Raw genomic sequence first — 26,546 nt, 5'->3', positions numbered from 1 at the left:
TGTAGACACTGGCTTGCGTACCCGGACAGAGAGCCCGGGCAATCAGCACGAGACCTTCTCGAATGGCATATGCGGCCAGCCCGTCGCGCGGAAAGCGCCAGGGCCCCGTACCGCCGGGCAAGCGGTACGGGGCCCTGGTTGCTGGCGGCCGGTCAGGCCTTTGCGCTCACCGCCTCGCGGACGCGGCTGGCGATCGCGTCAGCGAGCTTGTACGCCTCCTCGTGGCTGAGTCGCTTGAGGATGGCCTCCGCGAAGGCGTCGACGTTGTGCCAGTCCACACCCTCCGCGGGGCTGGTGGGCTGGGGCTCGTCGCGCTGTCCCGGCACCGCGGACCCGTCGGCCGGGGCCCCGGAATTTACCGCGGTAAATTCCGGGCCGGACTCCTGGGCTGCTCCGGGCCGCTGGGCGCTCTCGCGGGTGTCGGCCGCCGGGGCCGGCTCGTCTCCGGCACCCGCGGCGGGATCCGGGCGGCCGCCGGAATTTACCGCGGTAAATTCCGCGGGCCCCGCAGCGGGCGTGTCCGGGCCTGCCGTCGCCGCCGCCGCCGCTGCTGCGCTCGCTCCCGGGACCACGCCGCGTTCCTCACTCGCGGTGGGTACCGGTGCAGGGGCGGGCGCCGGGGCCCCGGAATTTACCGCGGTAAATTCTCCCGTCCCCTCTCCGCCCGGGGCGGGCCCGGACGCGGGCGGGCGGGAGTTGGCGGCTGCGCCCTGCTGGTCCTGCTTCAGCGCGGCCTTGCGCGCGGCGGCTTCGCCCTTCTTCGCGGCGGCTTCGCCTTCGATCCGCTCCAGCTCGGCGAGCTGCTCGGCGCTGCTCATCGCCTCGATGCCCTTGACGGCGGCGAGCTTGCGGGCGGAACGGATCGCGATGCCCTCCTTGCCACCGGTGTGGCTGTGGAGGCGGACGAGGTCCTGGACCTCGGGGTGCAGGCGCAGCAGGCTCTTGCGCTGCGAGATCCACCCCTCGCTCCAGCCCTCGGCCGCGGCAGCTTCCTTCGCGGTCGGGTACTCGGCGACAACCTTCATGACGGCCTTGGCGTCTTCGATGGGGTCGAAGTCGCGGCGCTCGACGTTCTCGTCGTACGCGGCGCGGGCGAGGGACGCCTTGGTCTTGGCCACGGTGTCGTTGACCGCGCAGGCGAGCTGCGGGCGGCCCCACTTGACCGCTGCGGCGTGGCGGCGGCAGCCGTTGACGACGACGTAGTCGATGCCGCGCAAGGCCTCGCTCTCGGCGGGGTAGAGCTTGAGGTAGGCGGCCCTGGTGACGATGAGGAGGCTCTGCCGCTGGATCTCGGCGATCGACTTGAGGTCCTCGAGGTCGCCGATGGCGTCGCGGGGGTTGTGCGGGTTCGGGAGCAGCCGGTCGGTCTTGACGTAGATCAGGCGGCCCGTCTGCTGGTCGCCGGAGTCCGCACCTTCGGCTTCCACCTTGGCCTTGGCCGTTCCCCCCACCAGGGTGCTCATGGCGACGCGGCGGGAGCTGCTCATCAGGCGGACACCTCGATGCCGGCCTGCTCGCTGTTGGCCTGGACGGGGATCCAGCCGTTGCGCTGGATCCTGGCGACGATCAGCTGCATCTCCAGGGCGAGGTCGGTGAAGTCCTGCAGGCACTCCTGCCCGATCCGGCTCCTCTTGTACTGGGTGACGACTTCACCGCGGGCGGCCGCGTCGGTGTGGAGGCGGTAGTGGCGGATGACGGTGTTGGCCAGGGGCCAGCCGTTGTCCCGGACGAACTTCCGGGTGTCCTTCCAGCACGCCTTGCCGTCGCGGGGGTCCCAGTTGGAGACGACGACGGTGAAGGGGATGCCGCGCGGCTTGACGACCTGCTCGATGGTCTCCAGCGTCGGGATCCAGCCGAGGGGCTCGGTCTCGATCGGGACGATGATGTGGTGCGCGTTGTCGAGCGCGGCCCGGATCGCGTCAGCGACCGCTCCTTCGCCGAGCGGGTCGCCGGCGGTGTCCGCGCGGGCGGCGGGGTCGGTCCAGCCGGGGGTGTCGATGATGACGTACTCGACCGCCTCGGTGGCGCGCAGCTGCTGGAGACTGTCGAGGTCGTCGTAGGCCTCGGCGAACACGAAGGGGAGGTCGTCGCCGACCCGATTGGCCCACCAGGCGCTGGAGCCCTGGGGGTCGATCGAGACGGCGGCAACGGGCGCGATCTGCTGCTCGCCGGTTTCTGGGTCTTTGTCGTTGGAGACCAGCGCTGCTGCGGTGGTGGCCGCGAAGTTGACGGTCATCGTGCTCTTGCCGATGCCGCCCTTGCGGTTCAGGACGACGTAGACGAATGCCATGGTGGCTCTCTCCATCCGTGGACTTCCCAGGCTCCATGGCCTGGTACTTCGGACTCCGCGGCCTCACAGGGCAACCCCGGGCGCACGGAACTGAGACAGCATCCCAGATGATCGTCTGGGCAGGTCACCGACCCGCCAGCGTTGTGCCGGTCTACGCGTGGCTCCCGGAATTTACCGCGGTAAATTCCGGCGTGCCCGACGCCGGGCTGGCGCTGCCGGGCCGCGCGGGACCTCGCCCTGGCCTGTCCTGCGGCCCCGAAATTTACCGCGGTAAATTCTCCGGCCGTCCTGACCCGGCTTCACCGGTGCCGGGCCGGATGCTCGGCGGTCTCCAGGACGACGTGGAGCAGCGCCCAGGCGCAGCCGTCGACGGCGAGTCGTAACGGGGGCTGGTGGACGTCGAACGGCAAGGACAGGGCCCACACGCCGAGGGCGACGAAGGAGCCGTTGCCGGCGCCGACGACGAGGGTGCCGGGGAAGTCACGCAGGTGCTGGGCGATGCGGCGCGCTCCGGTGCGGGTGGCGGCGGCGGTGCCGGTGATGATGGCGGCGAACAAGGCGGCGCAGATCAGGTCGATCACGGGGTCTCCGAACGGGCGGCTGCCCTGGGGGTGATTGCCGGGCAATCACCCCCAGGGCATGGCGAAGGCCCGCGACCGGGTGGTCGGCGGGCCCGTGGATGCGGTGGTGCGGTGGCTGGGGGTCAGGGCGTCTTGGCGAGGAGCGTGTTGAGGCGGTCGCGGCACAGCCGGGTGTTGTCCTCGGCGTGGGTGAGGACCTTGCGGCGGGTGACAGGGTCGGGGATCGCGGCGGAGAAGTTGGTGCCGACGTCGCTGAGCGCGGCGAACAGCGACTGGACGAGGTCGAGCAGCGGCCCGACGCGCGGGTCCGCGGAGACGGGCGGGGCGGCCGGGGCGGCGGCGGTGGTGGTGATGGCGGGGGTGCTCATGCGGCTTGCTCCAGGTGGTCGGTGCCGACCGGGGCGGTCGGCGGGCAGGGGGCGGCGGGCGCCGGGTGGGGCGCGGCCGCGAGGTGTCGGCGGGTGTGGTCGTCGAGCAGGGCTCGTTCCTCGTCGGCCATGGCCTGCTCGACGGCGGTGAGGTAGTCGCGGCGGGCGGTGGCGGTGAAGGGCTGCGGGTGCTGGCGGTTGTAGGCGACGACGACGGCCCGGCATCCGTCGCTCATCGGGTGGATGTCGGCGTGCAGCAGGCACGGCTGGGCGCGTTCGGGCATGCGGTCTCCGTAGGGGATCAGGCGGCAGGGCGGGCAGGGTTCAGACGTCCGGGCCGAACGCGCGGTGCGCCTCACCGCGGTGCTGGACGCGATCGGCGAGCTGGGCCCGGGCCTCATCGACGGGCCGCTGCTCGCGCTCGGCTCGACGCCCGGCGAGCCAGGCCTTCAGCTCCTGCGGCATCGGCGCACCGCAGCCGACCCGGAGCCCGGGCACGTACCCAGAGGTCTTGGCCGCGGAGGCGCCTGCCGGAGCGTCACGGACCGGGCTGCTCCAGCCGCTCGGGTTGCTCTTCACCGACAGGACGTTCACCGCGGCGACGGCCTGCGCCCCGAGCGAGGTGTTGATCTGGGCAGCCAGTTCGCGGGCCTTCCAGCGGAGCATCGACGCGGCGGCCTGCGACACCGGGCGCAGGTGCAGGATGCGGCGCTCCTGGTCGAAGCGCTCGGGGACGGCGGCACGGGCCATGTCGTCGGGCACCAGCTGCGTCCACCGGTCCAGCAGGGAGCCGACCCGGGTGCCGTCCTGCCAGCCGCGGTCCTGGCTGACGGCGGCCAGCGCGTCGCCGAGCGAGACGGGATCGCGGCCCATCCCCCGCGGCCGCCCGGCCCCGCTGCGCTTGGCCGGCCGCTTCGCAGCCCCGCCGGCGCCGTTCTTGCGCGCGGCGGCCTTGGCCGCGGCCAGGGCGACGCGGGCCAGGTCCAGCCCGCTGGCGCTCACCGCGCACCGCCTTCGCCGTAGCGGGAGCGGACCGCGGTGCGGGCCGACGGCGGGGCCGTGTCCTGACGGTTGATCACCATGCCTGGGCTCCGATCGGGATGCGGTGGTGGTAGGCGGCGTCGGCACACAGCCGGGCGCCGTACAGGTCGATGGCGTCGTCCAGGCCGAACTCGTCGATGTGCTCCGCAACCAGGGCCAGGTCGTACAGCGCGTACAGCCGGGCCTGGCGACGGTCCTCCGCGGTACGCGGCGCGCACTGCAGCCCCGGCTCCACGGTGTCCAGGCCAAAGAGCTTCTCCAGGGCGAGGCGCTCGTCGCGGTGCTGCTCCAGGACGGCCTGGGCCTGCTCGCGGGCCTCGATCAGGGCGGCCCGCTCGTCGACGGCCCGGTCGGTGCGCAGCGCGGCGGCCACCGCCCGGTGCGGCCAGGCAGGCGTCCACGTGCCCAGCGGGCTCTGCGCCTGCAGCCAGCGCAGGATCCGGTAGTCGTCCCAGCCCTCGAGGACCGGATCGAGCAGCACCCACGACAGCTGGCGGCGGGTGGCCCGCTGGAGCCAGTTGACCAGGGGCCGCACCCAGGCGGCGACCTTCTTGGCCCGGACGATCGCGTCCCGGGTGACGGTCTTCCCCAGGACGGTGCAGCGCTTTCGCTGCCGCGCTTGCGCGGTAGCTGAAAACCCCCCACTCACCTGAACCTGACCCTCTTCCTCAATCACCCTGAGGGAAGGGGTCCACGGGGCCTGCGGGGCGGGCGCGGCAGCAGCCTTGAGGACGGCACGCTCGGCGGCCTGCTCGACCTGCCGGACGCGGCTGTCCTCCGTCACGCCCACGACCCGGGCCTCGTACCCGGAGCCCTCCAGCACGTTGCCCACCAGCTCGTCGAAGGCGGGCGGGATCGTCGCGGCGTACACCGCGGCGGTCGGCGCGTAGCCCTCCAGGCCCGCCTCGCGGCGCGCGTTGCGCAGCGACCCGTGCTGGGCCCAGGCCAGCCAGCCGGCCCGGCGCAGCAGCGCGGTGTGCTTGGCGACGGTGGAGCGGCCCAGGCCGGTGCGCGCGGTGACGACGTCCAGCCGGTAGCGCACGTGCCCGGTGCCGAAGTCCATCCGGCCAGCGAGGTCCTCGGCCACCGTCACGGTCACCGCGGTGGCGCCCGGCAGCAGGCCGGCCTCCAGGGCGCGGTGCAGCGCCTGCAGCCAGCGGCGCGGCGCGCTGCGGCGGGAGGCGGTCCCGGCGACGGTCTCGGCGAGGTCCGGCCGCCACGAAGCGGCGGAGGGGCGGGGGAGGGACACCACCGCGGTGGACCGGGTGCTGGTCCGTTCGACCCGCCTCGACTCGCTCGGGCGTTCGATAACGACGGTGGCTCGGGGTGTGGCGCTGGCCACATTGAGGCTGAAACGCGCACCTGACGGCACGTCAATGTGGCAGAGCGCACGACGCTCGTGCATCATGGGTTCAGTTCCTCCTGGGAACGCCAGAGCGCCCCGTGTGGTCTGGAATGGTGAATCCGAAGGAAGCCGCCCGGTTCAGGGGCGGTGAACGCGTCTCGCAGGGGCCGGGGTGGTAGCCGGGCCGTACGAGACTCCGCGGAGAGTGCCGGTTGGTAGCCGGTGCGCAACGCGGAAGAACAGGGCCGCCGGAGCCCCAGGTGCTGGTAACACCTGGGCGAGTGCGAGGCGGCCAGGGCGGGTGGACCCGAAGAGGGTGACCCCCGCCCAGTGATCGCTACGTCATCGCCATCTCCCCCGACAGGCCGTTGGTGCCCTGCGCCCGGAGCCGGGCCAGGGAAGCAGAACCGCGCCCCGAGCGAGACGCGGAATTTACCGCGGTAAACACGGTCGTCAGGACGGTCATCGGGCAGATGCCGGTGCGCTCCGGGCGGGGTCGGTGGCCCAACAGGCCCCGGGCACACGAAAACCCACCAGGCGTCAGCGGTGTGATCGTCACGCCGCGCCGGTGGGTCTGCCTAGCGGTGCACCGGGGTGCACGGGTACCATCGTCCATGACGACCGCCTCACGGTTGTCAATGGGGTCCGTTCCTCCACTACCAAGGCGCGCCAACGCCTGGGGGAAGTCAGGGCCCCAATTTTTCGTTTTGTCAGAACCGCTCTGGAGCAGTTCACGGTGTGTAGTAGCCACCGTGAGCGCCAGCGTACCGCGTCAAGGCCGCGAAGTGCAGCTTCTCTACGCCACGAGTTGATCGGCTGTCCGATCTGACCGGGAATCACCCTACAGGCCGTGCCCCGGCATCGTGCGAACCGGCAGCTCACCGGCCCTGTCGCGGCCCCGGCACGCCCCCGCCCGGCCCCTCCTCGGTGCTGTCCGCGGTCACCCGCTTGTTCAGGTACAGGCGCTGGGGCTGCGGACCGGCCAGCAGCTCGTCCTCGTTGTCGGCCGGCTCCCGGGGCTCGGGCAGCCGCATCGGCGACAGACCCAGGGGAGGCTTCTGGACTTCCTCGGCGCCGCCGCCCCCGTCCCCGTCCTCGAAGAGAAAGCCCAAGCTGCGCTCAACCGCCTCGGTCCACGCGGCGTACCAGCGCTCGCCGGGGGTCAGGGCCCTGATCTCGGCCAGGCGCCGGTGGAGCGCGCCGGGGGTGACGTAGCCGGACCAGCGGTCGTCGTCGAACAGGTGCACCCCGGCGTCGCGGTAGGCCTGGTCGACGAGCTGGGAGCAGATCATGTGCCGGGTGGAGGCGACGTAGGCGTGCAGGCCCGGCGCGGGCAGGCGCAGCCGGTGGGTGGCCAGGGCGAGGTAGTCGAGGAAGGAGTACGGCACGCCCTCGTAGGCGGCAGCCGCGGTGCAGATGTCCTGCCGCTGCTGGTCGGTCAGCAGCGGGGCCATGAACAGCACGTCGCGCTGGTCGTAGGTGTCCAGCGGGACGATCCGGGCGCCGCCGGGCATCGCCTCGATCAGCCGTCCACCGGGCAGGACGAGGAAGGCGTGCTCCCAGGCGCCGAAGCCGTCTCCGTTGAGCCACTGGCCGATGCGCACCAGGCGGCCGACGGCGCCGGCGATGGAGGTCAGCCCGATGTCGCCGGGCAGCGGGGGCGAGGTGAAGCGCGGAACGGTGAGGGTCACGGTGGCTCCTGAGGGCGTGTCCGACGTAAATGTCTAAGTAATACGTGGCTCCAGACCGCCGGGCCTGCGGCCCACAGCGGACTTCGCCAACTGCGGGGAGGGGCCCGCCTGGGTGCGGGCAGCCTGGGGGTGAGGGGTGGTCAGGCGGCGTTGGGCTGGAGGGCGCCGACGGCGATGCCGAGTTCCCGCCAGCTGTGCATCGGCACGGTGGCGGAGCAGCGTACGCAGCGGATCTCGCGGCGCTCGCGGTCCATCAGGAGCTTGCCCTCGCACGGCGGCGCGTCGGGGGTGTCGGTGGTGGCGTAGGGGCAGGGCTGCGGGAGGGGGACGAGGGAGCGGGTGTCGGCGGTGGCGGTGCGCATGTAGCCGACGAGGCGGCGGACGTCGGCGCGCAGGCTTGCGACGAGGTCGCCGGCTTCGCGGACGGCCCAGGGCAGGTGGTCGCGCAGGAAGCGCAGGATCTGGCGCAGGGCGTGGTCGGGGCGGCCGCGGAGGGGGGTGTCGCGCCAGCCGAGCTTCTCGCGCCAGGCGGCGTCCCAGACGGCCAGGCGGGCGGCGGCTTCGCCGGCCAGGAGGCTGAGGACGGTGAGGTTGCCGGGGGCCGCGCTGCCTTCGGGCGCGGTGCCGCCGGTGCCGGTGCCGGGGAGCTGGGGCTTGAGGAGGTGTTCGGGCAGCAGGCACCACAGCTCGGCGACGTCGTCGAGGGCGGCGAGGACCTGGTGTTCGCAGCGGGTGCAGACCTGGCGGCGGTCGCGCAGGTCGTCGGGCAGGAGCGCGGCGCGGCAGGCGGCGCAGCGCGGGATGTCCGGCTCGTCGGGGTTGTTGAGGCGGGCGGCTTCGTCGTAGAGGGCGGGGTTGCTCACCGTGGCCTCCGTTCGGTCGGTGGTGGGCGGGCGCGGGCTGGTGGCGGGTCAGGTGCGGGTGCTGGGCTGGGGGGTGGCGGCGTCGATGCGTTCGGTGAGGCGCTGGGCGTAGAGGGCGGCGACGTTGTGGGGCGAGCAGTAGTCGGCCATCTCGGCGGCGAAGGCGCGGGCGGCGTCGACCTGGCGCTGCAGGTCGGCGAGGGCGGTGCGGAGGGTGTCGGCGTCGGCGGTGGTGCAGGTGCCCGTGCCGATGCGCTCGAGGGCCGCGATCAGGTCGGTGGGCGGGGTGGCGGGGGCGGTGTCGGTCGTGGTGGAGGAGGTGGGCTCGGCGAGGGAGAGGGAGAAGGGCAGCACGAGGGGGGCCTTTCGATTCGGTGGGGCGGGTGGTGGTGGGTCAGCTGGCGTCGGCGAGCGGGCGCTCGGCGGCGAGCAGCGCGAGGGTGGTGCGGCCCGCCGCGGCGGGCGCCGGGTGCGGGGCGGGGGTGGGGAGGGCGGTGAGCGGGGTAGCGGCCGGGGCCGGTTCGGGGTGGGCGGTACGGCGCTGGGCGCGGGCGGCGGTGGCGGCAGCGGTGCACTCCGGGCGCCGGCATCCGCGGTGGGTGTAGCAGGCCTCGCTGCCGTGCCGGGCTGCGGCGCGCTTGGCCTTGCCCGCGGCGAGGGCGGCGGTGAGCGCGGCGGCGGCGGCCGGGTCGCGGTCGCGGGTGTTGTAGACGGTGGCGCGGGCGATGCCGGTGGCGGCGGCGGCCTGCTGGATGGTCAGGCCGTCGGCGAGGTGGGCGAGCAGGGCCTGGAGCCGGGCGCCGGTCAGCGCCGGGGGCTGGCCGCGTCCGCGCCGCCCAGAGGCTGCCGCAGCGGGGGGCTGGGGGTCAGTCACGGCCGCCCCCGTCCTCCCACGTCCACAGCAGCAGGTCGAGGTGCTCGCTGCGGTGCGGGTCGGATGTGCGGGCGAGGTGGGCCAGGGTGTGCAGGGCGCGGCGGGCCTGCTGGCGCTCGGCCGTGGCGGCGATCTGCTCGAGGCCGCGCTCGGCGCGGTGGCGGGCCAGGGCGCGGCGGGCGAGGGCCCAGCAGGCGGCAGCGGTCAGGCAGGCGCCGGCGAGGGCGGCGCTGGCGGAGCACAGGGCCCACATCGGCGTCCACATCGCGCGGTCTCCTTCCGGCGGGCGGGTACGGCGAAGGGGGCGGCCCGCGGTGCGGTGCCGCCCCCTTTCGCGTGCGGTGGGCGGGTGGGTGGGTGGTTAGCCGTGGTGGTCCAGGCGGCGGCGCTCGTCGGCGGGCAGTCGGCGGACGGCGGCGTTGATGATGCGTTCGGCCTGGACGACGGCAGGGTTGTGGCGGGCGACCGCGTCGGGCATGGTCTCGGCGTTGTGCATGCGCAGGGCCAGCTGCTCGGCGGTCGGGGGCCGGTGGTGGGCGGGGGCGGTGCGCCGGGTGCGGGCGAGGTGCATCAGGCGGTCGTAGAGCAGGTAGAGGGCGAGGCCGCTGACGGCGGCCAGGGGGTAGGCGAGGAGCTGGTGGGTGTTCATGCCGCGGCCTGGGCGAGCGCGGCGGCCTCGGTCTTGGCGGCGTCCTTGCGGCGGCGGCGCAGCAGGGTGGCGCGCTCGTCCTCGGAGTAGCCGCCCCACACGCCGTGGAACTTGTTCTCCAGGGCCCAGGTGAGGCACTCCTCGCGCACTGGGCAGCGCATGTTGCAGATGAGCTTGGCCTCTTCGATCTGCAGGAGGTGGACGCCGGTGTTGCCCTCGGGGAAGAACAGCTCGGGGTCGACGTCCTTGCTGCGGCACACGGCCCGGTGCAGCCAGGTCGGGTCCTCAAGGGGGTTGGGGGTGGCGGTCATCGTCTGCTCCTTCCTGCTGGTGTGGGTGTGGTGGTGGCGCTGTTCCCCGGGGCGGTTCAGGGTGTGCTGAGGGGAGCCGTCGGCGCGTGGCGCGCGGCTTGGTGGTGGTGCGCTGTGGTGGTGGCCGGGGTGTCAGTCCTGGCCGGGGGCCTCGTCGGCGGCCGCGGGCGGGTCGAAGCGGTCGAGGATGGCGGCGTAGACGACGGAGGGCTTGAGCCAGGACTCCGCGGCTGCCGCGCAGTGCTTCTTGAGGCGGTCGACCAGGTCGGCATCCGGGCGGACGTTGAGCATGGTGTCGAGCTGCTGGCCGATGCCGCGGGTGCGGCGGCGGGCGGAGACGGGCAGCGCGCCGGCGAGGAAGTCCTCGATGCCGTCGGCGATGACGGCGGTGACGGTGGTGCCCTCGTCCTTGGCCTTGGCCTTGATGCGGGTGCTGCGTTCCTCGCTCAGCCGGATGGGCACGTTCGTCGCCTTCCCCCCGGGCTTGCGGACGGCCGCGAGCTGCTGGATGAAGGCGACCAGCTCGGGGTCGTCCTTCAGCGCGGTGACGGCGGCCTCGACCAGTTCGCGGCGACTGCGCGGGGGCACTCGGGGTCCTCTCGGGGGGCGCCCGCGGCCGCGTCGGCGGCCGGGCGGGTGCTTCGGGTGTGCGGTCACCCCAGTCTCCCTCCCTTTCGTATTGCTGTGCAATACGTATCGGCGTGCCGGAGGTGTCCCGGCGGGCACCACACTACGCCTAACGTATTGCATTTGCAATACGTTAGGCGCTAGGGTCGGTACCGCACCGACCGAGACGACCGCACCACCCACCCGCTCCGAAAACGCCAAAGGGCCTCCACCAGCAACCTGGTGAAGACCCGTCGGAGCGGCCACTGTAGCAGCAACCTTGCGCACCGTCATCACCCGAACCACCGAAACCCCCACTCCCACCCCCGGGACCTGCGGGAGATCACAACCGGTACTCGGGTGGAAGCGGAGCGCATTGATTCGGACACGTCCCACCTGCGGGAGGAACCCGATGGACGACAGCACCGCCTACCTCAAGCGCACCGCCGAGCAGTACGCCCGCCAGACCGCCAACCACGAACTCACCGTCCTGCACGACGACGGCCTCTACCGCCACCTGCGCTACACCGACCCCGACATCGGCCTCTACCGCTACGAGGTCGTCACCTGGCCCAACGCCCTGGCCGTCAAGGGCGGCGGCGCCGACTACCTCTTCTCCCACTACCCCGCCCCCGACCTGTTCGAGCTATTCCGCCGCAGCAGCCACCACAGCAGCATCAACCCCGGCTACTGGAAGCAGAGCGTTGTGGCCGGGCAGACCCGGGCCTGGTCGCAGGAGAAGTTCCGCACCTGGCTCACCGCCAAGGCCGCCGCCGACGAGGCCCGCCACCCCGGCCTCACCGCCGCCGTCACCGAACGCATCCTCGAAGGCGACGTGTACGACCTCGACTACGAGGAGGGCGCCCGCACCGCCGTCGCCTGGTTCGACCACGACGACTACACCCTGCGCATGCCCGCCCCCTGGGACGAGGACTTCAAGGACTGGGCCTGGCAGTTCCTGCACGCCTGCCACACCGCCACCAGCGTCATCGCCGCCTACGACCGCCACCGGGCCGCAGCCGCCAGCACCGTCCTCGGCGAGCAGGAGGCCTGAGCCGTGCACGACGTCGATGCCCAGCTCATGGGCGCAGCCCGCGTCCTCGTTTCCGACCTGCCCGCTACCGCGGTGTGGACCATGCAACCCGAAGGCCACCCGGAGGCGGTCCTGTTCACCAGCCCCGACCCCGTCGAGGACACCCGCCGCCGCGCGCACCAGCACGCCCGGGACGTGTTCGACCGGATCGAGGAGACCGACCTGCTCCTCGCGCTGCCCCACGGCATCCCCATCCCGCTGAACCGGCTCACCCGCGCCCAGCAGCGCCGCGCCCGCTTCCTCTCCCCCTGCGCCGTGCACATCGACACTCAGGCCGGCACCGCGACCCGGCTGGCCGTGCGCCCCGCCACCGTCCACCTCGCCCTCGTCGAGGGCCCTCTGACCAGCACCACCCTCGGCAACGCCAGCATGTACGCCCCGTTCTGCACCCGCGCCGTCCTCGCACCCCACCCGCCCCGCAACCCCGAACTCCTCACCGAGGCCGACTTCTACGGCATCGGCGTCGCCCTCGAGACCGACACCGGGCCCCAGGTGCTGGTGCGGCCCACCCCCTGGGTCCGGCGCCGCCACAGCCCGGCCGGCTGGGCCTTCGAAGAATCCGCCTACCTCGCTGCCACCCTCGTCCCGAAGGAGGCCTGACGGTGGGTGCCCTCCACCTCGCGCACGTCCGCCACCTCCCCGCCGGCCGCCGCCGGCGGGGAGGTGGCGGCGGTGACGACGGCGAGCCCCCGTACGTCATCCCGTCCGGTTCGTGCGAGCCCTGCCGCGAACACCTCCACCACAAGTGCTGGGGCGCGAACCTCCTCGACGAGCAGCGCCCCGACTGCCCCTGCCCGTGCGAGGACCCCACCGACCCGACCGGGCTGCGCATGGGCCCCCGGGCGTGGGCCGACCTCGCCCGCCACCGCCCCGACCAGGTCGCCCACGCCGTCCGGCTCCTGCGCCTGCGCGAGGCCGGTGCGGTGTGGTTCTGCGCCTGGCGCGACGACGAATCCGGTCTGAGGAGCGCCCGGTGAGCGAACTCGAGGACCTGCGCGCCCGCGTGGAGCAGCTGCAGCAGGAGCTGGACGCCGTCCGTACCGTCCCGGCGCTGCCCGCCGAGCACCGCGGGCAGCCGATCACCTGGCGCCGCTGGGAACCGGCGGTGGTCATCCTGTGCGAGCGCAACGGCGACCTGAACGGCTGCGACCAGTGCGACCATCCGGGCCCGAGCCTGCTCGCCCTCGGCCTCGCCGCCCCGGCGGGCCGGCCCGAACGCCCGCCCGTCATCCGCTTCCACGCCCACCGCTGCCCCAGATGCCAGGAGATGCGCGTCTACGAGCGCTCCCACGCCCCCGGGCGCATCGGCGCGGTGGTGGACGAGATCGCCTACTCCCCGCCCCAGAACCCGACTACCCAGGCAGGAGGAGGCTCGTGAGCGAGAGCACCTTCGACGCGCTGACGATGGCCCAGATCCGGCACGAGCTGGCGCAGCTGGTGGCGATGGCCGACACCACCGGCCGACCGAAGCCCGACGTCATCAACCCGCCCGGGCACGCGATGGCCGGCTGGGAGTGGCGCATCGCCCAGGACGTCCCGGTGGACCGCCACCGCCCGCCGCTGTGGCTCGTGCGCACCGTCGACGACCCCGACGTCCGCGACTGCCTCTACGTGGCCGAGCCCGACCCCTACCGCGTCCACGACTGGCTGCAGGCCCTGGACTTCACCGCCATGACGCCCACCGACGCCCGGCGCCTGGCCATGGCGCTGCTGGCCGCCGCCGACCGCGTCGACGCGCAGGCCGCCGCCGTGCCCAGCCTGGTGGACCGGCGCAGGAAGAGGGCAGGAGCATGAGCTGGAACCCGCCCGACGAGGGCCTGTGCGCGGTGTGCGAGGAGACGGTGGCGCTGCGCCGGGACGGCCGGACGGTGAAGCATCCGCGGCCGTCCGAGCCGGACGCGCCGTACGTGTTCACCCTCGACCGCGGCCGACTCGTCGCCACCACTCGCTGCCCCGGCGCCGGGCAGCACCCCGCCGTCCGCTTCGAGATGACCTTCCCACGGTGGCTGCGCGCCCACCACAAGCGCCGCGACCACCGGGACAACCCGATCACCTTCCTCGCACAGCAGCTCTTCCAGCCCAGCGGACGCATCCCCGCGAAGACCGTCCCGGAGCTGACCTGGGCCACGCCCGACGAACTGCGCCTGCAGCTCACGGCCCCGCCGGGACAGCGCGCCTGGATCGCCGAGTACATCGACGCCGCGCAAGCCGCCTACGAGGCGTACACCGCGGAGGTGACGGCCCGTGGGTGAGCCGGAGCCGGACTACTGGTACTGCGATTGGTGCGGGAACCCCGTCGACGGGCCCGACGACGAGTGCTGTCCCGAAGGAACCAACGAACCCGCCTGGCAGGAGGAAACCCCGTGATCATCCGCACCGATCCCGACACCTGGTACCCCGACCAGCGGGACGCAGGACACTGCAGCGCCGGGAAGCTGACCGCCGGCCAGATCGTCATCTCCGAGCGGGCCCCGTACCGCGTCGTCGAGACCCGTCCCGTCGACACCGCGAGCTGGCCCGCCATGTACCTGGAGACCTGGACCGGGCAGAACTGCCCCGACCCTGGGACCTGGCCTCTGCGCCCTGTCGTCCTGGTCCTGCGCGATGAGCGCGACGACACCGCCAAGGTTGTGCACCTGCAGTGCCCCGCCTCGCTGGGATGGCGCACCCTGCCCGAGCACTACGCGGTGTGCCGACGTTGCGGGGAGCTGCCGCCCTGCCCGGAGGTCCACAACGCGAAGGTAGCCGAACGGGCCGGGGAGCGCTTCGAGCAGCAGATGGCGATCCTGCCCGGCTCCTGCCACGGATGCCTGGAGCCCATCACCAGCCGGCAGAAGGTTCACCGCTTCGACGGGCCCAACCTGATCCGGCCCGACCTCGGCGACGACTCCGCGGTCTTCCACCTCCGCGGCTCCTGCCGCTTCGAACTGCAGGCGTACGACCGGCGCTGGGCCGCGGCCGAGCCTGGGCGGCGCCGCAGTTTCTACTGCGAGGGGCACCTGATCTGCCACCACGACGACACCGCGACGTGCAGCAACCCACAGTGCCCCAGCACGGAGGTCGAGCACTACCAGGTCGAATGGCACCAGCCCGGCGTCCGCGCCACGTGGGCGGGCTGCTGGTGCCTCTCCGGAAACCTCACCGCCCAGCCCTGACCGCCCGCCGACCGCTGCTCCGCGGCCGGCCAACCCCGAAGGAGCCCCACCGCCATGACGATCCCCCTCCACCCCACCGACGGCCCCATCCAGGACCACTTCGGCCTCTCCTACGCCAACTACCTCGTCCTGCCCCGCACCCTCCTGCAGTCCATGCCGATCGAGTGGCAGCAGCGCTTCGTGGACTGCCTCGGCGAACTCGACGCCGCCTTCCAGCACGTGCCGCAGGCCGAGGCGTACGAGGTCACCCCCGGGACCCAGCACCTCGCGAACGAGCTGTCCGACGCGGACCTCCGCGCCGCCGGGTACAGCGTCGACTGGTACGGCGGCCAGACCCCGCCCGCGGGCATGGCCGGTGAGGAACTGGACGCCTGGCAGGCCGAGCACGAGAGGGACGAGCCGGTCTACTACGACCGGAACTTCAACGAGGTCGACCGCGAGACCCGCGTCCTGGTGCCGGGCCCGGACCCGGTGCCGCACTACAACCGCGGCCGCACCTACATCGAACCCCACCCCCACACCGCCTGACCCCGCCCCGCCCGGCCGCCGACACCACGACAGGAGCAGCACCGTGACCGCCACAACGCCCGACGGGTGGGTGACCTTGCCCATCCGCGGCCAACTGGACGCCGTCGGCCCGGCCGCCGACCAGGACGCCACCGGCGCGTACCCGCTCACCATCTCGGTGCGCAGCACCGCCGCCCCGGCACTGCTGCACCAGATCCTGACCACCACCGCGCACGCCGCCGCCGAGGAGCGGTGGCTGCGCGACCGGGCGGCCGAGCGGCTGCTGGCCGACCAGCTCGCCCGCGCCTACGACTTCCGCCCGCTGGCCGAGCTGGAGCAGGAAGACCCCGAGCGCGTCGGCGCACACCTCGAGGCCGCCGAGGCCCTGCGGCCGTGGCTGGCCGCCCTGCCCCGCGAGGACAAGCACCAGGCGTTCCTGCGAGGCTGGGAGCGGGCCAAGCAGACGGCCGCCGAGCAGCGCTCCGCGGACGCCACCCTCGCGGAGCAGCACCTGCTCCTCGCCACCGAACTGCAGGTGCCCTGCCCCGTCCCGGACGACCCGGACCGACCGGAGGGCGCCCCGGTGATGCGGCCGGAGCCGTTGGTCGTCCGCAAGAACACCAGCGGCTACCCGAAGGGCTGGGAAGACGGCTGGCTGGTCCTCAACCCGAACCTGCACCCGGGCGACCAGGTATGGACCGGCCGGGAGTGGAAGTACCGCGGGGAGCTCGCGCGGAACGCGATCTACCGGTGGACCCGCGAGGAGGCCATTGCCGAGGCGCAGCGCCTCGCGGCGGAGGAGAGCGCCCGGTACGGGCGGTGGATCGCCGCCCAGCGCCGCCTGGGCCCGGTCCTTGGTGGACTGGCCGAGTGACCGAACGTCAACTCGTCACCGAGCCGCCGCTGCCCGGCACCGCCGTCGAGCGCCACCTGGCGCCCGAGGTACGGTGCCGCCGCTGCCACCGCCCCCTGCACCGACCCGAGTCCCGCTGGGAGAAGCTCGGGGCCGCGTGCGCCGCCGCCCCGGACCGACGCCCCGTGGTCTACGACATCGACCAGGACCAACTGCCCGGCATCTGAGCGCCGGGCCCGTTCCGCCAGCGGGCCGGACGCAGCCGCGCGAGCAGTACGGCGGCCGGGTCGGGGCTCGCAGTGACCGGCGGGTGGGTGTCCCGGCGAATCCGGGGCACCCACCCGCCTTCCCGGCGTCCTGGTGGCGGCGTAGCCTCCCGCCATGGACAACGAAGCGCAGGTGAGCAGCGACGGCAGCGGCGAGTGGCAGTCGGTGGACAGCGGCTACGAAGGCGACGTACGGCGGATCATCGTCTACCGGGCCGACCCGGATGATCTGGTGGCGCGCCGCCGGGCGTACGAGCGTCTGGCCGACGGGTCGGAGGGCTGAGCGGGAGTCAGTCGGTGGGCCAGCGCGGGCCGGTGTCGGCGTTCCCGTGCCAGACCCACTGTGCGGTGGGCGTGACGGTCATGCCGTAGTCGTAGACCTCCGGTTCGCCCAGGGCCGTCCACTGCTCCCAGGCGGCGGCGAGGGCGTCGGCCAGGCGGCGCGGGCCGCCCTGGTGGGCGTACACGCCGGTGGTGTACGTGGACAGCGAGGCCCAGGAGGAGATGCCGTCGTGGAGCCACGCGGAGGTGCCGTCCTGGTCGTCGGCGGTGGTGATGTCCAGCTCGGGTAGGGCCACCCGCAGGTGGAACAGCAGGTCCGGATCGCGCAGCCGGGCCGGGTCGAGGCCGCTGCGGCCCTCAGCTTCCAGGGGGGTGCGGGCGTGGATGTCGGCGAAGGTACGCCGCGGCCGGCCGGGCCGGGTGCGGTCGGGCATGAACTGGGCGAGGCCCTGCATCCAGCCGCTCGCGTAGGTGTGGTCGTCGGCGACGGTCAGGGCGACGTGGCCCATGCGGCCCCAGGGCACGACCAGGCGGCCGCCGGGACGGGTCTGTGCGATCCAGGCCCAGGGCACGCGTTCGACGGCGTAGGTGGCGATCACCCGGTCGTAGGGGGCACCGGCCGGCCATCCGGCCTGCCCGTCAGCGCACACCGCATCCGCTTCCACTCCCGCCGCCCGCAGCCGCTCGGCGCCAGCGCGCGCCAGGGCGGGGTCGACTTCGAGGGTGGTGACGCGGTGCGCGCCAGCGCGGTGGGCCAGCAGCGCGGCGTTCCACGCGCAGGCGCTGGTGCCCAGCTCCAGCACCCGGTGCCCGGGTTCCAGCAGCAGGGAGTCGAGCATGTCGACCACGACGGCCGGAGCGGACAGGCTGGAGGTCGGCAGGTTGTCGGTGAGCTGGGTGACGGCCGGGATGCTGGGCCCGCGGTACAGGGCGGTGATCCAGCGTTCGGGGTCGGCGGCGCGGTCGATGCCCTGCCAGGCGTGCCCGTCCCACTCCCACAGCCGCCCGGGCGCGAACGCGTCGCGGGGCCAGCGGGCCACTGCCTCGCGGATCCACGGCGAGCGCTGCGGCCACAGCCCCGCCTCGGCCATCGCCGCATCCAGGCGCTGGCGCGCCTGCTCGACCGTGGTGGCGGCCCTGTCCTCGACGGCAGTCACCAGCCCACCCCCTACTTCTTGTGGGTGCCGGTGCCAGGCTGCGGCCGCTCGACCTTGCCGTCGGCGTTGCCCGGAGGCGGCGTGCCCTGGCCCGGGTCCGGCGCCGGCTTCGCGTGCTCGCCCATCATCACTCTCCCCTTGTCCGCGCGGCCGCTCCACACCGGCCGCCCGGTCCTCATCGTCCCGGCCGCGGGCCGGGCGCGGTAGGGCGCGTCGGGGTGGTCGGGGCGCGCGCCGGTTGACGCCGCTGGCGCCTCGGGATGCCCGTGTGCATGCCATTTCCGGGCAAAAGGGGTGACAACAGGGCGCGGCGGGTCTACGGTCGCCTGCACACGATCCGTCTGTACCGAGGAGGCCGCCGTGGCACGCCTGGACACCTACTGGGGCAACGTCGTACGCGACGTCTACTGGGGGCTGTGATGCCGGCCGACATCCACTGGGGCGGCTGCGCGCCCACCCAGGCAGACAGCATCTGGGGCTGAGCCCCCTCCTTCGACTCCGTCCGCAGCAGCCCACACCTGCCCGGACGGCCGGCCGACGGCTGGGCCACCGTCGGCCGACGGCCCCGGAGACCCCCGCGCACCCCCTGTCGCGGACGGGCCCCGGGGCCGCCCCCTCCCTTCCCGCCCTCGAACGGGCGCAGGCCAGGCCCGGCTACCAGGTCACCGGCACCACAGCCCCGGTCAACCGCGCCACCTCCCGCGGCCCCAGCCGCCCCGCCTCCCCACCGACGGCGGCACCGTAGACGACGAGCAGCTGCGCCGCGGCGCCCCGGCGCAGCTCGATCGCGGCGGCGTCCCACACCTCCCGGGCCGCCGCCGACCCGCGCGAGCGGAAATGCTCCCACAACCGGTAGGTGAGCGCGGTGACCTTGTCCGGGGTGTCCGCCAGGGCGGCGAGCTTCTTCACGGCCTGCTCCTCACCCAGGCCGTGGATGCTCAGACCGGCTGTGGGCCCGAGCATGAGCAGCATCCCGAACCACAGCTCCCCGCGCTCCACCAGGGTGTCGACCAGCGCGGTGCAGGCCTGCGGATCGGCGGTGCGCACGACGTCCTCCACCGCCTGCTCGAACAGTGCCTCGACGTCGAAGGCATGCGGGGCGGCGCCGCGGTGGCCGGCGGGTTCGTGGGTGCTGTTCACCGGGCGACCGTACCCCGCATCCCTGACCGGCGGCGGGCGGGCGCGTTCGGGCGACGCGCCTGCCGGAAGACCGCCCGCGCCAGACGGTCCGGCCGTTACGCTGGCCTGTGGCTGGACACGCACTGCCAGGTATGTCGCTGCCCGCTTCCCCGCCCACGCCGGGACGCACGGGCGCCGCCGACCAAGGGACCTTCGGGTGCCCGTGTAGCGAGACCTCTTCAGACCGTGCCGAGCACCGGCGGGAGAGCGTGGGCCCACCGCCGAGGAAACCGGACACCGTGTCACCGAAGAAGAACCGCAGCACCGCCAGCCAGAGCGCCCGCGAGGCCCAGGCCGCCGGAGCCACCGAGCCGTACAACGTCCTGCGCCGCGCCGCCAGCACCTCCGCCAACGACGCCGACGGCGAGCTCATCGCCCGGGCGATGGCCCGCGACTTCGCCCCCCAGCCCGCCGTGCCGCTGTGGGAGCCCGTCGCGCTGCGGCCCTGGACGCCGACCACCCTGGTGCGCATCAACGACGACTGGGACCGCGATCAGGCCAGCCGTGCCGACGGCTCCCGCTACGCCACCTACGTGCAGCAGCACGCCGAGGACTTCCAGCCCTGGGACGACGAGCCGAACCCGGTGGAGTTCGCCGTCGCCGCCTGGCGGGTGGCCACCGTCCCGGTCATGGCCCCCGGCTACGTAAGCGTCCGCCCCGACCTGCGCCGCATCACCCTGCACCGCGACGACTGGGATGGCGCCCTGGTCGTGCGCGCCGCCGTCCCGCTGCGCCACCACCACCTCACCGCGCGCCTGCCGTACTTGGACGACTGGGAGACCGACCGCGACCCGTTCTCGGGATACGACTACCGAGGCCTGCTCGAGCCGCACCCGGAACGCGCCTGGCGCAGCGCCGTGCTGACCACCGCCGAAGTCCACCACCGCGCCAAGGGCTGGCCGCTGCACTCCCCGGCCGTCGTCGAGGGCCCGGGCCTGGCCGCCGAGGCGCACGCCGCGCTGCTCGTCCTCGTCGAGCGCATCAACGCCGAGGTCGGCCCGCTCGTGCAGCAGCTGCTGTCCGGGGCCCGCTGAGCATCCCGTAATCAGCAGGAACCCGTCCGCCGGGCCCGCCGACCAGCGGGCCCGACCCAGCTCTCCGAGGAGGAGACCATGACCGAGACCACCGCTGCGCCACCCGCCCCGACCCGCGAGTCCCTGGAAGCCGTCGCCCGCGAGTTCAACGGCCTGCGCGCCCTGTACGGCCCGACCGTCACCCGCGAGGCCGCCACCCTCCTCGACGCCTTCTGCCGCGCCGCCCTCGACCAGGGCCGCACCGTGCTCGACGACGGCCACCAGCACCTCGCCGCCGCCGCGACCGAGACCGCCCTCGCCCCCTACCGCGGCCACCGCCAGGACGAGCGCACCCACGCCGAGCTCCAGACCCTCCTGGACACGCTGGAGAGCGCGCTCACCGCCACCGGCCTCACCCTCATGCCCAACCACGGCTCCCGCAGCGGGCACGCGGTGGCCCCGCTGCCCGACGGCCGCCTGCAGGGACCCGGGCTGTCGGTCAGCCTGCACCTGAACGGCGGATGGGACGTGTGCCTCAACCAGCCGGGCGCCAGCGTTCTGACCGTGTACGCCCCCGTCACCGAGGACGGCGCCCGCGAGGTCGCCCAGGTCGTCCACGAGGTCCTCACCGGCCAGCGTCGCCCCGACCTCACCCGCCGCTGAACACTCGCTCGGGCCTGCCCTCTCGCAGCGGGGCGGGCCCGAGCGGAAGTCCCTGACAACGTCAGGGACTTCCGCCGCGGCCGAGTGACACCCCCTACACCGCCGTCTCGCCGGGGATGACGAGCTTGTCGAGGGCCTCTTGGGCCTTGCCCGCGGTGGCCTTCCCGGCGCGGCGCAGCCCGGCCTTGGCGTAGTGCTCGACCATGCCGATGGTCTTCCAGTCGCCGTCGGTGATGACCTGGATCTCGGCGGCGCTGTGGCCGGCCGCGCCGAGGTCGGCGGGCACCCCGGCGCGCAGCCCGTGGCTGGTGGCGTCCACGGCGTCGAACCCGGGCGTGCGGGCGATCATCCGCTTGACGATCCGGTTGATGGAGTGCCCGGTCAGCCCGATGCCCTTCTCGGAGACAGGGGTGAGCGCGCCGCCCTTGGTGACGCCGCGCAGCAGCGGCATCTCCGGCTCGGCCTGGCCGAACTCGGCAAGCATCACCAGGTACCGCTCGGCGTAGTCGATGGTGGCCGGGTCGCGAACCGTGTACTCCTTGCCGGTGGACCACTTGTCGTTCTTGCTGGTGCGCTTGCCTGCGATCATCTGCCTCACCCGCCGGGTGCCCACCACGGTGCCGCTCTCGTCCTTCACCTCGAGGTCGACCTCCTCGAACGCCAACGAGTCGATGCGGTAGTTGGACTGCTCGGAGCGGCGGGCCCGGGTCCAGTACCCCAGGCGCAGGATCAGGTGGTCGCGCAGCCCGTCGAGGGTGTCGTCGGGGGTGTGCTCGCCCAGGTGCGTGATGCGCGCCCGGTCCAGCGGCGGGGAGGACTTGACCGGCCGCTGCTCCGGCCCGCCGGCGAAGCGGCGGGCCTGCTTGCGGATCAGCTCGGCCGTTGCCTTCTTCGGCGGCCAGTTCTCGTGGCCGGCGCGGGCGTTGCGGTCCCGGATCGCGGCCATCGCCAGGCGCAGCGAGGACACCGCGGCCCCGGGGTAGGTCCCGTCCTCCCGCTTCCGGCCGCCGTTGCGCCGCAGGTGGGAGATGTACGACACCATCACCTTCTCGGACGTCTTCGGGCCCGGGTTGCGCCGGTTCGCCGCGCACCACCGCTCGAAGTACGCCCACTGCTCGCGGTACGTGCTCGAGGTGCGCTCCGGCCGGGCGTCGGCCAGGTCGTCGGCGGCCTCGTCGGTGAGCTCGTCGTCCAGGTCGCCGAGCAGCGCGAGCTGCTGGTCCGGCTCGGCGTCGAGCAGCTCGCCGTCCAGCACGTCCAGGTCGTCGTCGGCGGTCGCCCGCGCGGGCAGCACCTCCACGGCACACTCTCCAATCTCGGTCGCTCCAGTCGCTGTCCCCGCGCCCCTCCATGATCCCGGCCCCGGCCGCACGTGCGCGCGAACGGGGCCGGGGCCGGGCGGGTGAGGGACGGTCAGCTTCCGGCCGGCACCCAGGCGATCGGGCCGAGCCGGTCCGGGAACAGGCGCGTGGCGGCGGGGCGGCGCCAGCGCGCGGTGTCGAACCCGGGCTCCGCCTTCCAGTGCTCGGCGGCGGCGGTCAGCGCCGTCCAGGCGCTGTCCAGCTGGACCAGCGCCGCGGTGCGCTGCAGCGGGTCGGCGTCGGCCTGCTGGAGGACGGCGAGGCTGCGCAGGGCCTGGGTGCGGACGGCGACGATCACCGCGTCGAGGGCCCCGGCGACCGGTTCGCCCGGCGGCCGGCGGCGGTCGTTGGCGTCGATCTCCGGCAGGACGCGGCCGAGCACGAAGTCCGTCATCGCGCGTACGTCGTCCGCCGTGACCTCGCAGGTGAACTGCAGCACCGCGGTGCTCTCCTGGCGGTCCGTCACCGGGTGCTCGTCCACGTCAGCAGCTCGCCGGTGTACGGCCACTCGCCGTACGGGATCGGCGGCAGGCCGCGGTTGTCCCGGACGGCTTCGTCGACGCCGCAGTCGCCGCAGATCCGCACCGTCCGGTCGAGGGCGATCCGGGAGCCGGAGCCGGTGTCGCCGGGGAACGCCGCGACCGGGTGTCGCCGGCAGCGGGGGCACTGGGTCGCGGGCGCCGGCGCGGGGACGGGCTCGGTGGCGGGCAGGCTGCTCTGGTCAGGCACGGTTCTCCTCGAGGTCAGCGGGTGCGGCCATCGCGCACCGGCCGTGGATGTAGGCCTCCGGCTCGCCGGCGGTGCCGACCCACACCCGCTCGGGGCAGTCCTCGGGCCGGTGGTGGCCGGGCGCGCCCGCGGGGGCCGCATACGACTCGATCCGGGCCAGCAGGCGGCGCAGCAGCGCCTCTGCCGTGTCCGGCCGGCCGTCGAGGGCCGCCACCGGCTCGCCGAGGCGCTCCAGCTGCGCGCGGGTGTCGTCCGCGATCATCCGCAGGATCCGGTGGGTGCGGTCGAGGTCCGGTTCGGCGGTGGGGTACGGGGAGTACCCGATGCGCATCGGGTCGCGGTCCCGCTCCCAGCCGCGGCCGTGGTTGACCATCGGCCAGCCGCCCGGGATCGACCGGTCGGCCTCGGCCGTGCTGTGCTCGGCCCCGGAGACGGTCAGCACCCGGCCGGAGGCCGCGTCGCGCCCGTACTGCGGCCACTGCTCGGCGGCGCTCACCGGGTCACCTCGGCGGCCGGGCGGGCGGCGGCGGTCGCCAGCAGTGCGCGGGCGGCGGCCAGGGCGTGCTGGTCGGTGTGCTGCTCCACCCAGGTGGCGCGGGCCTCCGCGTCCCGGGGCCAGGTGCTGCGCGCGGCCTCGACGGTGGAGCGGTGCCGGTGCGCGGCGTCGGCGAGCCAGGCGGCGAAGGTCCGGCCGGCGGCCGGGCCGACGAGCGAGAGGTAGGTGTTGACGGCCTCCAGCCGGTCGGCCCAGGTCTCGATCAGCACGGTGGGCCGGTCCGGGTCGTCCAGTACGACGGGGCTGCTGCTGCCGCGGGTGCGGCCGGGCAGCCAGGTGTCGCGGCCGTCGTGGACGGCGGCGTCGGCGGCGGCCAGCAGCAACTCGGCGGCCTGGTCGAGGACCTGATCGGGCAGCAGCCCGCGGGCGCCGCTCACCGCCGGTCCCGGTCGGTGGCGCTGGCCTGGCCGGCCGGGTCGGTGGCGGGGCGGGGTGCGGCGTGGGGCTCGAGGGTGTCGATGAGGGTGCGCAGGACGGCGGCGGTGGTGACGGCTTCGCGGTCCCAGGCGGCGGCCGGGTCCTCGTCGTTGAACAGGGTGGTGGAGACGCGCGCGAGGTGGCTGTCGGCGGTGTGCAGGGCGTCCTGCAGCTCGTGCAGGAAGTCGCGGGCGGCGGCCCGGGTGCAGCAGCGGACGTCGGCGCAGACGACCTCGGCGGTGACGGTGGTGTAGTCGGCGGGGTGGCCCTCGCCGCCGAGGGTGACGGTGACGTCGACGGGGCCCTGGTGCGAGCCGGCGAGGCGGCACTGTGCGAAGTCGGCGGCGAATTCGTCGCGCGCCTCCTCGACCAGGGCGTCGACGTGGCCGTAGTGCGCGGTGAGCACGCGGGCGGCCATGCCGGTCTCGGTGGTGTGGGTGGTGGTGGCGGGGATCGGGGGGCCGGCGCGGTGCGCGGTCGCCGGGGTGCCGGGGCGACCGCGGTCGAGTTCGGCGAGCCTGGCGGCGGTGTTCGGGTCGTCGCTCAGGTCCCGGTTCTCGCGCAGGTCCGTCGATCGTTCCTGGCCGGAGGTGGATTCCATGATCCGACCCTATCGCGGTTGTGTCCTCTAAATACTGTTAGAGGACACAACCCGCACGAACGGGCGACAGGCGGTCAGGAACGGTCCGACCCGGTCACCCGCCGACGCCGAACCCTGCCCCGGAACCAGTCCCACCAGCCGGGGCGCCCCTCCAGCACCCGTGCCACCGCCTTGTCGATCTCCTTCTGGCCCTCCCGGCACACCCAGTCCACCGCGTCCAGGCCCCCGAAGTCGAACTCGCCCGCCGCGTTCCTCGGGAAGCGCGCCTCCAGGTCCGGGTCGGCGATGTCCCCACCCGTCACCCACAGGCGCAGGAGCGGGAGTTCGACCTCGGCGGGCATGATCCGCACCCGCGCCGCGATCCTGGCGGACGGGTGCCGACCGAAGTGGTCGTCCAGCGTCTCGGCGAGCTCCGCGAGGTGGGTCAGCTCGAAGTCCGCCCGGCGCTCCCGGGCCAGCGCCCGGCTGGAGGCGAGCAGGGCCCACACCGCGACCAGCACGGCGGCCACCGCCGCCCAGGCACCCAGGCGCGTCTCCCAGTCCACCGGCCCACTCCACCACGGCGGCCGGCCCTGGCCCAGGAGCCGCGCAGCACCCGTAACCCCTGCGGCGGACGCCTCGTTCACCAGGCAGCGGAGCGGTCTTCCCGGACGGTTCCGTGCTCGTTGGGTACGTCGGCCCTGGCGCACACACTCCCCCGGGAAGGGGGCGCGGGGCCGAGGCACCCCGGTGAAGGGGCGGCACCTACTGGGTGCCGTCCCTTCATCGTGTCCGCTACGCCGTCCCGGGACGGCGGGTGCCGGGCCACACGATCGGCCGCTGGACGATCTCCTGCACCGCGTCCACGGCCAGCCCGGTCGCGGTGGCCACCGCCTGCGCGGACATCCCGCCGGCGGCCGTCGCCTCCACCACCAGCCACGAGCGGCGCTCCTCCACCCGGCGGGGGTGCTCGGGGCCCTCGGCGCCGTAGCGCTCCTGCCAGGCCCGCGCGGCGAGGTTCGCCCAGTGCCGCCCCTGCTTGCCGCTCGGGTCCGGGTCGGCGAAGTGGCCCGGGCAGCGCGAGCCCGGCCCGGCCGGTGCGGGCTCGTTGCAGTGGCGGTGTCCGCACAGCTCCGTGATCCAGATCCCGGTCTCCGCCCACGGGCCGCCGCCGGCCCGCAGCCGCCGCGAGCCGGTGCGCAGCGTGCCGTAGGAGGCCAACGTCGCCCAGCCGGACGCCGACTCGCCGTCCTCGATCACGAACGGCCCGCGCGGTCCCTCTCCCTGGGCCCAGTGCTGGCAGATGTGCCCGGCCACCGCGAGGGCGGTCAGCGGGTGCCACTCGACCGTCCGGCCGCGTGTGACCGGCAGGGTGCCGGGCAGTTCCAGCACCACCGGGTCGGGCAGCTCCTCGGCGGTGCCCAGCCGGTCGATCGACTCCATCGCCAGCCGGACCAGGTCCCGGGTCAACACGCTCTCCACCGCAGCCTCCTGAAGGTACGTCGAAGCACCGCGTGCTCGCGGCGCAGCGCCGGCCGAGCGGCCGGACATCCCTCCAGGGACGATGAAGCGGGCGACGCGAAGGCCGACCGCGGGCCCAGCGTAGCGCCGTACCCGCCACCAGTCTTACGGATTGGCTTTATTGGCTTTTGTTGTAAGAACCGGGCTAGCCTCCCGGAGTGGAGATTCGCATCATCGACCCGACCGCCGAGGATCTGGCGCTGCTCGCCCCTTTCCTCGAGCGCCACCGCGAGGCCATCACAGTCGAGCCGCCCCAGTGGACCGTTGCGTCCGCCCGGGCGTACTACCGCCGGCTCCCGTCCCGTGCCAGGCAGGTCCTGCGCCTGCTCGCCCATCCCGACCGCGACGGCCTGCTCTCCGCCCAGGACTTGCGCGACGAGCTCGACACCGACAACCTCCGCGGCTCCACCGCCTCGTTCCGGCGCATCCTCGTGGAGGGCGAGCGCGCCGGACGCTGGCCCGCCGGCCTTCCCGTCCCTGTGGAGTCCATCAAGCGCGGCGGCGCCGTCCGCCAGTTTCAGCTCACCCACCACCGCGACCACGAGGACCTGCTCGAGGTCTTCCAGGAAGCCGTCCACGGTGCTGTCAGCTGAAC

At 73.9% G+C, this 26,546-nt stretch carries 39 protein-coding genes; 14 read left to right on the top strand and 25 right to left on the bottom strand.

All coding sequences use genetic code 11. The features are described from left to right. Nucleotides 1–152: 152 nt before the first annotated feature. From ACWEO5_RS02875 to ACWEO5_RS02805, 15 genes are all read right to left on the bottom strand, one after another. Nucleotides 153–1,487 (bottom strand): hypothetical protein, encoded by a 1,335-nt coding sequence (locus ACWEO5_RS02875; protein ID WP_452159544.1) that lies wholly within the window; start codon nt 1,485–1,487, stop codon nt 153–155. Beyond that, the gene (locus tag ACWEO5_RS02870; RefSeq protein WP_452159542.1) at nt 1,487–2,290 is read right to left on the bottom strand and encodes a ParA family protein; all 804 of its coding nucleotides are present in this window, start codon (nt 2,288–2,290) and stop codon (nt 1,487–1,489) included. Before ACWEO5_RS02870 ends, ACWEO5_RS02875 begins: the two co-directional genes overlap by 1 nt. Nucleotides 2,291–2,589: 299 nt before the next feature. After that, the gene (locus ACWEO5_RS02865) at nt 2,590–2,871 is read right to left on the bottom strand and encodes a hypothetical protein (protein WP_452159540.1); all 282 of its coding nucleotides are present in this window, start codon (nt 2,869–2,871) and stop codon (nt 2,590–2,592) included. 122 nt (nt 2,872–2,993) lie between these two features. Further along, complete coding sequence (locus ACWEO5_RS02860; protein WP_452159538.1) at nt 2,994–3,239, bottom strand: hypothetical protein; 246 nt, start codon at nt 3,237–3,239, stop codon at nt 2,994–2,996. Further along, a complete protein-coding gene (locus tag ACWEO5_RS02855; RefSeq protein WP_452159536.1) occupies nt 3,236–3,523 on the bottom strand; it encodes a hypothetical protein in 288 nt (95 codons plus the stop codon). Before ACWEO5_RS02855 ends, ACWEO5_RS02860 begins: the two co-directional genes overlap by 4 nt. A 40-nt stretch (nt 3,524–3,563) precedes the next feature. Beyond that, the gene (locus ACWEO5_RS02850; RefSeq protein WP_452159534.1) at nt 3,564–4,241 is read right to left on the bottom strand and encodes a DciA family protein; all 678 of its coding nucleotides are present in this window, start codon (nt 4,239–4,241) and stop codon (nt 3,564–3,566) included. A 73-nt stretch (nt 4,242–4,314) separates the two neighbouring features. Beyond that, a complete protein-coding gene (locus ACWEO5_RS02845) occupies nt 4,315–5,529 on the bottom strand; it encodes a hypothetical protein (protein WP_452159532.1) in 1,215 nt (404 codons plus the stop codon). Between the two features lie 974 nt (nt 5,530–6,503). Then, the gene (locus ACWEO5_RS02840; protein WP_452159530.1) at nt 6,504–7,316 is read right to left on the bottom strand and encodes a hypothetical protein; all 813 of its coding nucleotides are present in this window, start codon (nt 7,314–7,316) and stop codon (nt 6,504–6,506) included. Between the two features lie 140 nt (nt 7,317–7,456). Beyond that, nucleotides 7,457–8,179 (bottom strand): hypothetical protein, encoded by a 723-nt coding sequence (locus ACWEO5_RS02835; protein WP_452159528.1) that lies wholly within the window; start codon nt 8,177–8,179, stop codon nt 7,457–7,459. 48 nt (nt 8,180–8,227) lie between these two features. Then, nucleotides 8,228–8,533 (bottom strand): hypothetical protein, encoded by a 306-nt coding sequence (locus ACWEO5_RS02830; RefSeq protein WP_452159526.1) that lies wholly within the window; start codon nt 8,531–8,533, stop codon nt 8,228–8,230. A 40-nt stretch (nt 8,534–8,573) separates the two neighbouring features. Beyond that, on the bottom strand, nt 8,574–9,053 hold the full coding sequence (locus ACWEO5_RS02825) for a helix-turn-helix domain-containing protein (protein ID WP_452159524.1): 480 nt from the start codon (nt 9,051–9,053) through the stop codon (nt 8,574–8,576). Then, nucleotides 9,046–9,318, bottom strand: coding sequence for a hypothetical protein (locus tag ACWEO5_RS02820; RefSeq protein WP_452159522.1), 273 nt, complete (start codon nt 9,316–9,318; stop codon nt 9,046–9,048). The genes ACWEO5_RS02825 and ACWEO5_RS02820 overlap by 8 nt, the downstream gene beginning before the upstream one ends. 96 nt (nt 9,319–9,414) lie before the next feature. Next, nucleotides 9,415–9,702: a hypothetical protein gene (locus ACWEO5_RS02815; protein ID WP_452159520.1), complete on the bottom strand. Its 288-nt coding sequence runs from the start codon at nt 9,700–9,702 to the stop codon at nt 9,415–9,417. Continuing rightward, nucleotides 9,699–10,013 carry a WhiB family transcriptional regulator gene (locus tag ACWEO5_RS02810; RefSeq protein WP_452159518.1) on the bottom strand — a complete coding sequence of 105 codons (315 nt, stop codon included), beginning with the start codon at nt 10,011–10,013 and terminating at the stop codon, nt 9,699–9,701. Before ACWEO5_RS02810 ends, ACWEO5_RS02815 begins: the two co-directional genes overlap by 4 nt. A gap of 132 nt (nt 10,014–10,145) precedes the next feature. After that, nucleotides 10,146–10,601 (bottom strand): plasmid partition protein ParG, encoded by a 456-nt coding sequence (locus ACWEO5_RS02805; RefSeq protein WP_452159516.1) that lies wholly within the window; start codon nt 10,599–10,601, stop codon nt 10,146–10,148. Nucleotides 10,602–11,031: 430 nt separating this feature from the next. Here ACWEO5_RS02805 and ACWEO5_RS02800 point away from each other — a divergent pair, with 430 nt between their 5' ends. The 11 genes from ACWEO5_RS02800 (at nt 11,032) to ACWEO5_RS02750 (ending at nt 16,776) form a co-directional block, all read left to right on the top strand. Next, complete coding sequence (locus tag ACWEO5_RS02800; protein ID WP_452159514.1) at nt 11,032–11,673, top strand: hypothetical protein; 642 nt, start codon at nt 11,032–11,034, stop codon at nt 11,671–11,673. Nucleotides 11,674–11,676: 3 nt separating this feature from the next. Next, nucleotides 11,677–12,312, top strand: a complete 636-nt coding sequence (locus tag ACWEO5_RS02795) for a hypothetical protein (RefSeq protein WP_452159512.1) — start codon at nt 11,677–11,679, stop codon at nt 12,310–12,312. Nucleotides 12,313–12,314: 2 nt separating this feature from the next. Beyond that, nucleotides 12,315–12,689, top strand: a complete 375-nt coding sequence (locus ACWEO5_RS02790) for a hypothetical protein (RefSeq protein WP_452159510.1) — start codon at nt 12,315–12,317, stop codon at nt 12,687–12,689. Continuing rightward, on the top strand, nt 12,686–13,090 hold the full coding sequence (locus ACWEO5_RS02785) for a hypothetical protein (RefSeq protein ID WP_452159508.1): 405 nt from the start codon (nt 12,686–12,688) through the stop codon (nt 13,088–13,090). The genes ACWEO5_RS02790 and ACWEO5_RS02785 overlap by 4 nt, the downstream gene beginning before the upstream one ends. After that, nucleotides 13,087–13,506 carry a hypothetical protein gene (locus ACWEO5_RS02780; RefSeq protein ID WP_452159506.1) on the top strand — a complete coding sequence of 140 codons (420 nt, stop codon included), beginning with the start codon at nt 13,087–13,089 and terminating at the stop codon, nt 13,504–13,506. Before ACWEO5_RS02785 ends, ACWEO5_RS02780 begins: the two co-directional genes overlap by 4 nt. Further along, the gene (locus ACWEO5_RS02775; protein ID WP_452159504.1) at nt 13,503–13,964 is read left to right on the top strand and encodes a hypothetical protein; all 462 of its coding nucleotides are present in this window, start codon (nt 13,503–13,505) and stop codon (nt 13,962–13,964) included. The genes ACWEO5_RS02780 and ACWEO5_RS02775 overlap by 4 nt, the downstream gene beginning before the upstream one ends. 111 nt (nt 13,965–14,075) lie before the next feature. Next, on the top strand, nt 14,076–14,867 hold the full coding sequence (locus ACWEO5_RS02770) for a hypothetical protein (RefSeq protein ID WP_452159502.1): 792 nt from the start codon (nt 14,076–14,078) through the stop codon (nt 14,865–14,867). A 54-nt stretch (nt 14,868–14,921) separates the two neighbouring features. After that, a complete protein-coding gene (locus tag ACWEO5_RS02765; protein ID WP_452159500.1) occupies nt 14,922–15,395 on the top strand; it encodes a hypothetical protein in 474 nt (157 codons plus the stop codon). A 43-nt stretch (nt 15,396–15,438) separates the two neighbouring features. After that, nucleotides 15,439–16,248 carry a hypothetical protein gene (locus tag ACWEO5_RS02760; protein WP_452159498.1) on the top strand — a complete coding sequence of 270 codons (810 nt, stop codon included), beginning with the start codon at nt 15,439–15,441 and terminating at the stop codon, nt 16,246–16,248. Next, nucleotides 16,245–16,454, top strand: a complete 210-nt coding sequence (locus ACWEO5_RS02755) for a DUF6011 domain-containing protein (protein ID WP_452159496.1) — start codon at nt 16,245–16,247, stop codon at nt 16,452–16,454. Before ACWEO5_RS02760 ends, ACWEO5_RS02755 begins: the two co-directional genes overlap by 4 nt. Nucleotides 16,455–16,608: 154 nt before the next feature. Continuing rightward, nucleotides 16,609–16,776, top strand: a complete 168-nt coding sequence (locus ACWEO5_RS02750; RefSeq protein WP_452159494.1) for a hypothetical protein — start codon at nt 16,609–16,611, stop codon at nt 16,774–16,776. 7 nt (nt 16,777–16,783) lie between these two features. Here ACWEO5_RS02750 and ACWEO5_RS02745 read toward each other — a convergent pair whose 3' ends face one another. Next, a complete protein-coding gene (locus tag ACWEO5_RS02745; protein WP_452159492.1) occupies nt 16,784–17,932 on the bottom strand; it encodes a protein-L-isoaspartate O-methyltransferase in 1,149 nt (382 codons plus the stop codon). 654 nt (nt 17,933–18,586) lie between these two features. Next, nucleotides 18,587–19,072: a hypothetical protein gene (locus ACWEO5_RS02740; protein ID WP_452159490.1), complete on the bottom strand. Its 486-nt coding sequence runs from the start codon at nt 19,070–19,072 to the stop codon at nt 18,587–18,589. A gap of 278 nt (nt 19,073–19,350) precedes the next feature. Between ACWEO5_RS02740 and ACWEO5_RS02735 the strand changes: the two genes are divergently transcribed. Further along, nucleotides 19,351–20,145, top strand: a complete 795-nt coding sequence (locus ACWEO5_RS02735) for a hypothetical protein (RefSeq protein WP_452159488.1) — start codon at nt 19,351–19,353, stop codon at nt 20,143–20,145. A 78-nt stretch (nt 20,146–20,223) separates the two neighbouring features. Continuing rightward, on the top strand, nt 20,224–20,787 hold the full coding sequence (locus tag ACWEO5_RS02730) for a hypothetical protein (protein WP_452159486.1): 564 nt from the start codon (nt 20,224–20,226) through the stop codon (nt 20,785–20,787). A 94-nt stretch (nt 20,788–20,881) separates the two neighbouring features. Here ACWEO5_RS02730 and ACWEO5_RS02725 read toward each other — a convergent pair whose 3' ends face one another. The 8 genes from ACWEO5_RS02725 to ACWEO5_RS02690 form a co-directional block, all read right to left on the bottom strand. Beyond that, entirely contained in the window at nt 20,882–22,087 is a 1,206-nt protein-coding gene (locus ACWEO5_RS02725; protein ID WP_452159484.1) for a hypothetical protein, read from the bottom strand. A 113-nt stretch (nt 22,088–22,200) separates the two neighbouring features. Continuing rightward, a complete protein-coding gene (locus ACWEO5_RS02720) occupies nt 22,201–22,614 on the bottom strand; it encodes a hypothetical protein (RefSeq protein WP_452159482.1) in 414 nt (137 codons plus the stop codon). After that, nucleotides 22,611–22,877, bottom strand: coding sequence for a hypothetical protein (locus tag ACWEO5_RS02715; RefSeq protein ID WP_452159480.1), 267 nt, complete (start codon nt 22,875–22,877; stop codon nt 22,611–22,613). The genes ACWEO5_RS02720 and ACWEO5_RS02715 overlap by 4 nt, the downstream gene beginning before the upstream one ends. Beyond that, the gene (locus ACWEO5_RS02710; protein ID WP_452159477.1) at nt 22,870–23,373 is read right to left on the bottom strand and encodes a hypothetical protein; all 504 of its coding nucleotides are present in this window, start codon (nt 23,371–23,373) and stop codon (nt 22,870–22,872) included. Before ACWEO5_RS02710 ends, ACWEO5_RS02715 begins: the two co-directional genes overlap by 8 nt. Beyond that, entirely contained in the window at nt 23,370–23,810 is a 441-nt protein-coding gene (locus tag ACWEO5_RS02705; protein WP_452159475.1) for a hypothetical protein, read from the bottom strand. The genes ACWEO5_RS02710 and ACWEO5_RS02705 overlap by 4 nt, the downstream gene beginning before the upstream one ends. After that, nucleotides 23,807–24,451 (bottom strand): hypothetical protein, encoded by a 645-nt coding sequence (locus ACWEO5_RS02700; protein ID WP_452159473.1) that lies wholly within the window; start codon nt 24,449–24,451, stop codon nt 23,807–23,809. Before ACWEO5_RS02700 ends, ACWEO5_RS02705 begins: the two co-directional genes overlap by 4 nt. A 74-nt stretch (nt 24,452–24,525) precedes the next feature. After that, the gene (locus ACWEO5_RS02695; RefSeq protein WP_452159471.1) at nt 24,526–24,996 is read right to left on the bottom strand and encodes a hypothetical protein; all 471 of its coding nucleotides are present in this window, start codon (nt 24,994–24,996) and stop codon (nt 24,526–24,528) included. A gap of 229 nt (nt 24,997–25,225) precedes the next feature. Further along, a complete protein-coding gene (locus ACWEO5_RS02690) occupies nt 25,226–25,912 on the bottom strand; it encodes a hypothetical protein (protein ID WP_452159469.1) in 687 nt (228 codons plus the stop codon). Nucleotides 25,913–26,109: 197 nt separating this feature from the next. Between ACWEO5_RS02690 and ACWEO5_RS02685 the strand changes: the two genes are divergently transcribed. After that, entirely contained in the window at nt 26,110–26,544 is a 435-nt protein-coding gene (locus tag ACWEO5_RS02685; protein WP_452159467.1) for a hypothetical protein, read from the top strand. The last annotated feature ends 2 nt before the right edge of the window (nt 26,545–26,546 follow it).

The sequence above is a fragment of the Kitasatospora sp. NPDC004272 genome, from assembly GCF_053603035.1.
Note: the sequence above shows the minus strand (reverse complement) of the source record. Positions and strands in the feature narration are given on the sequence as shown.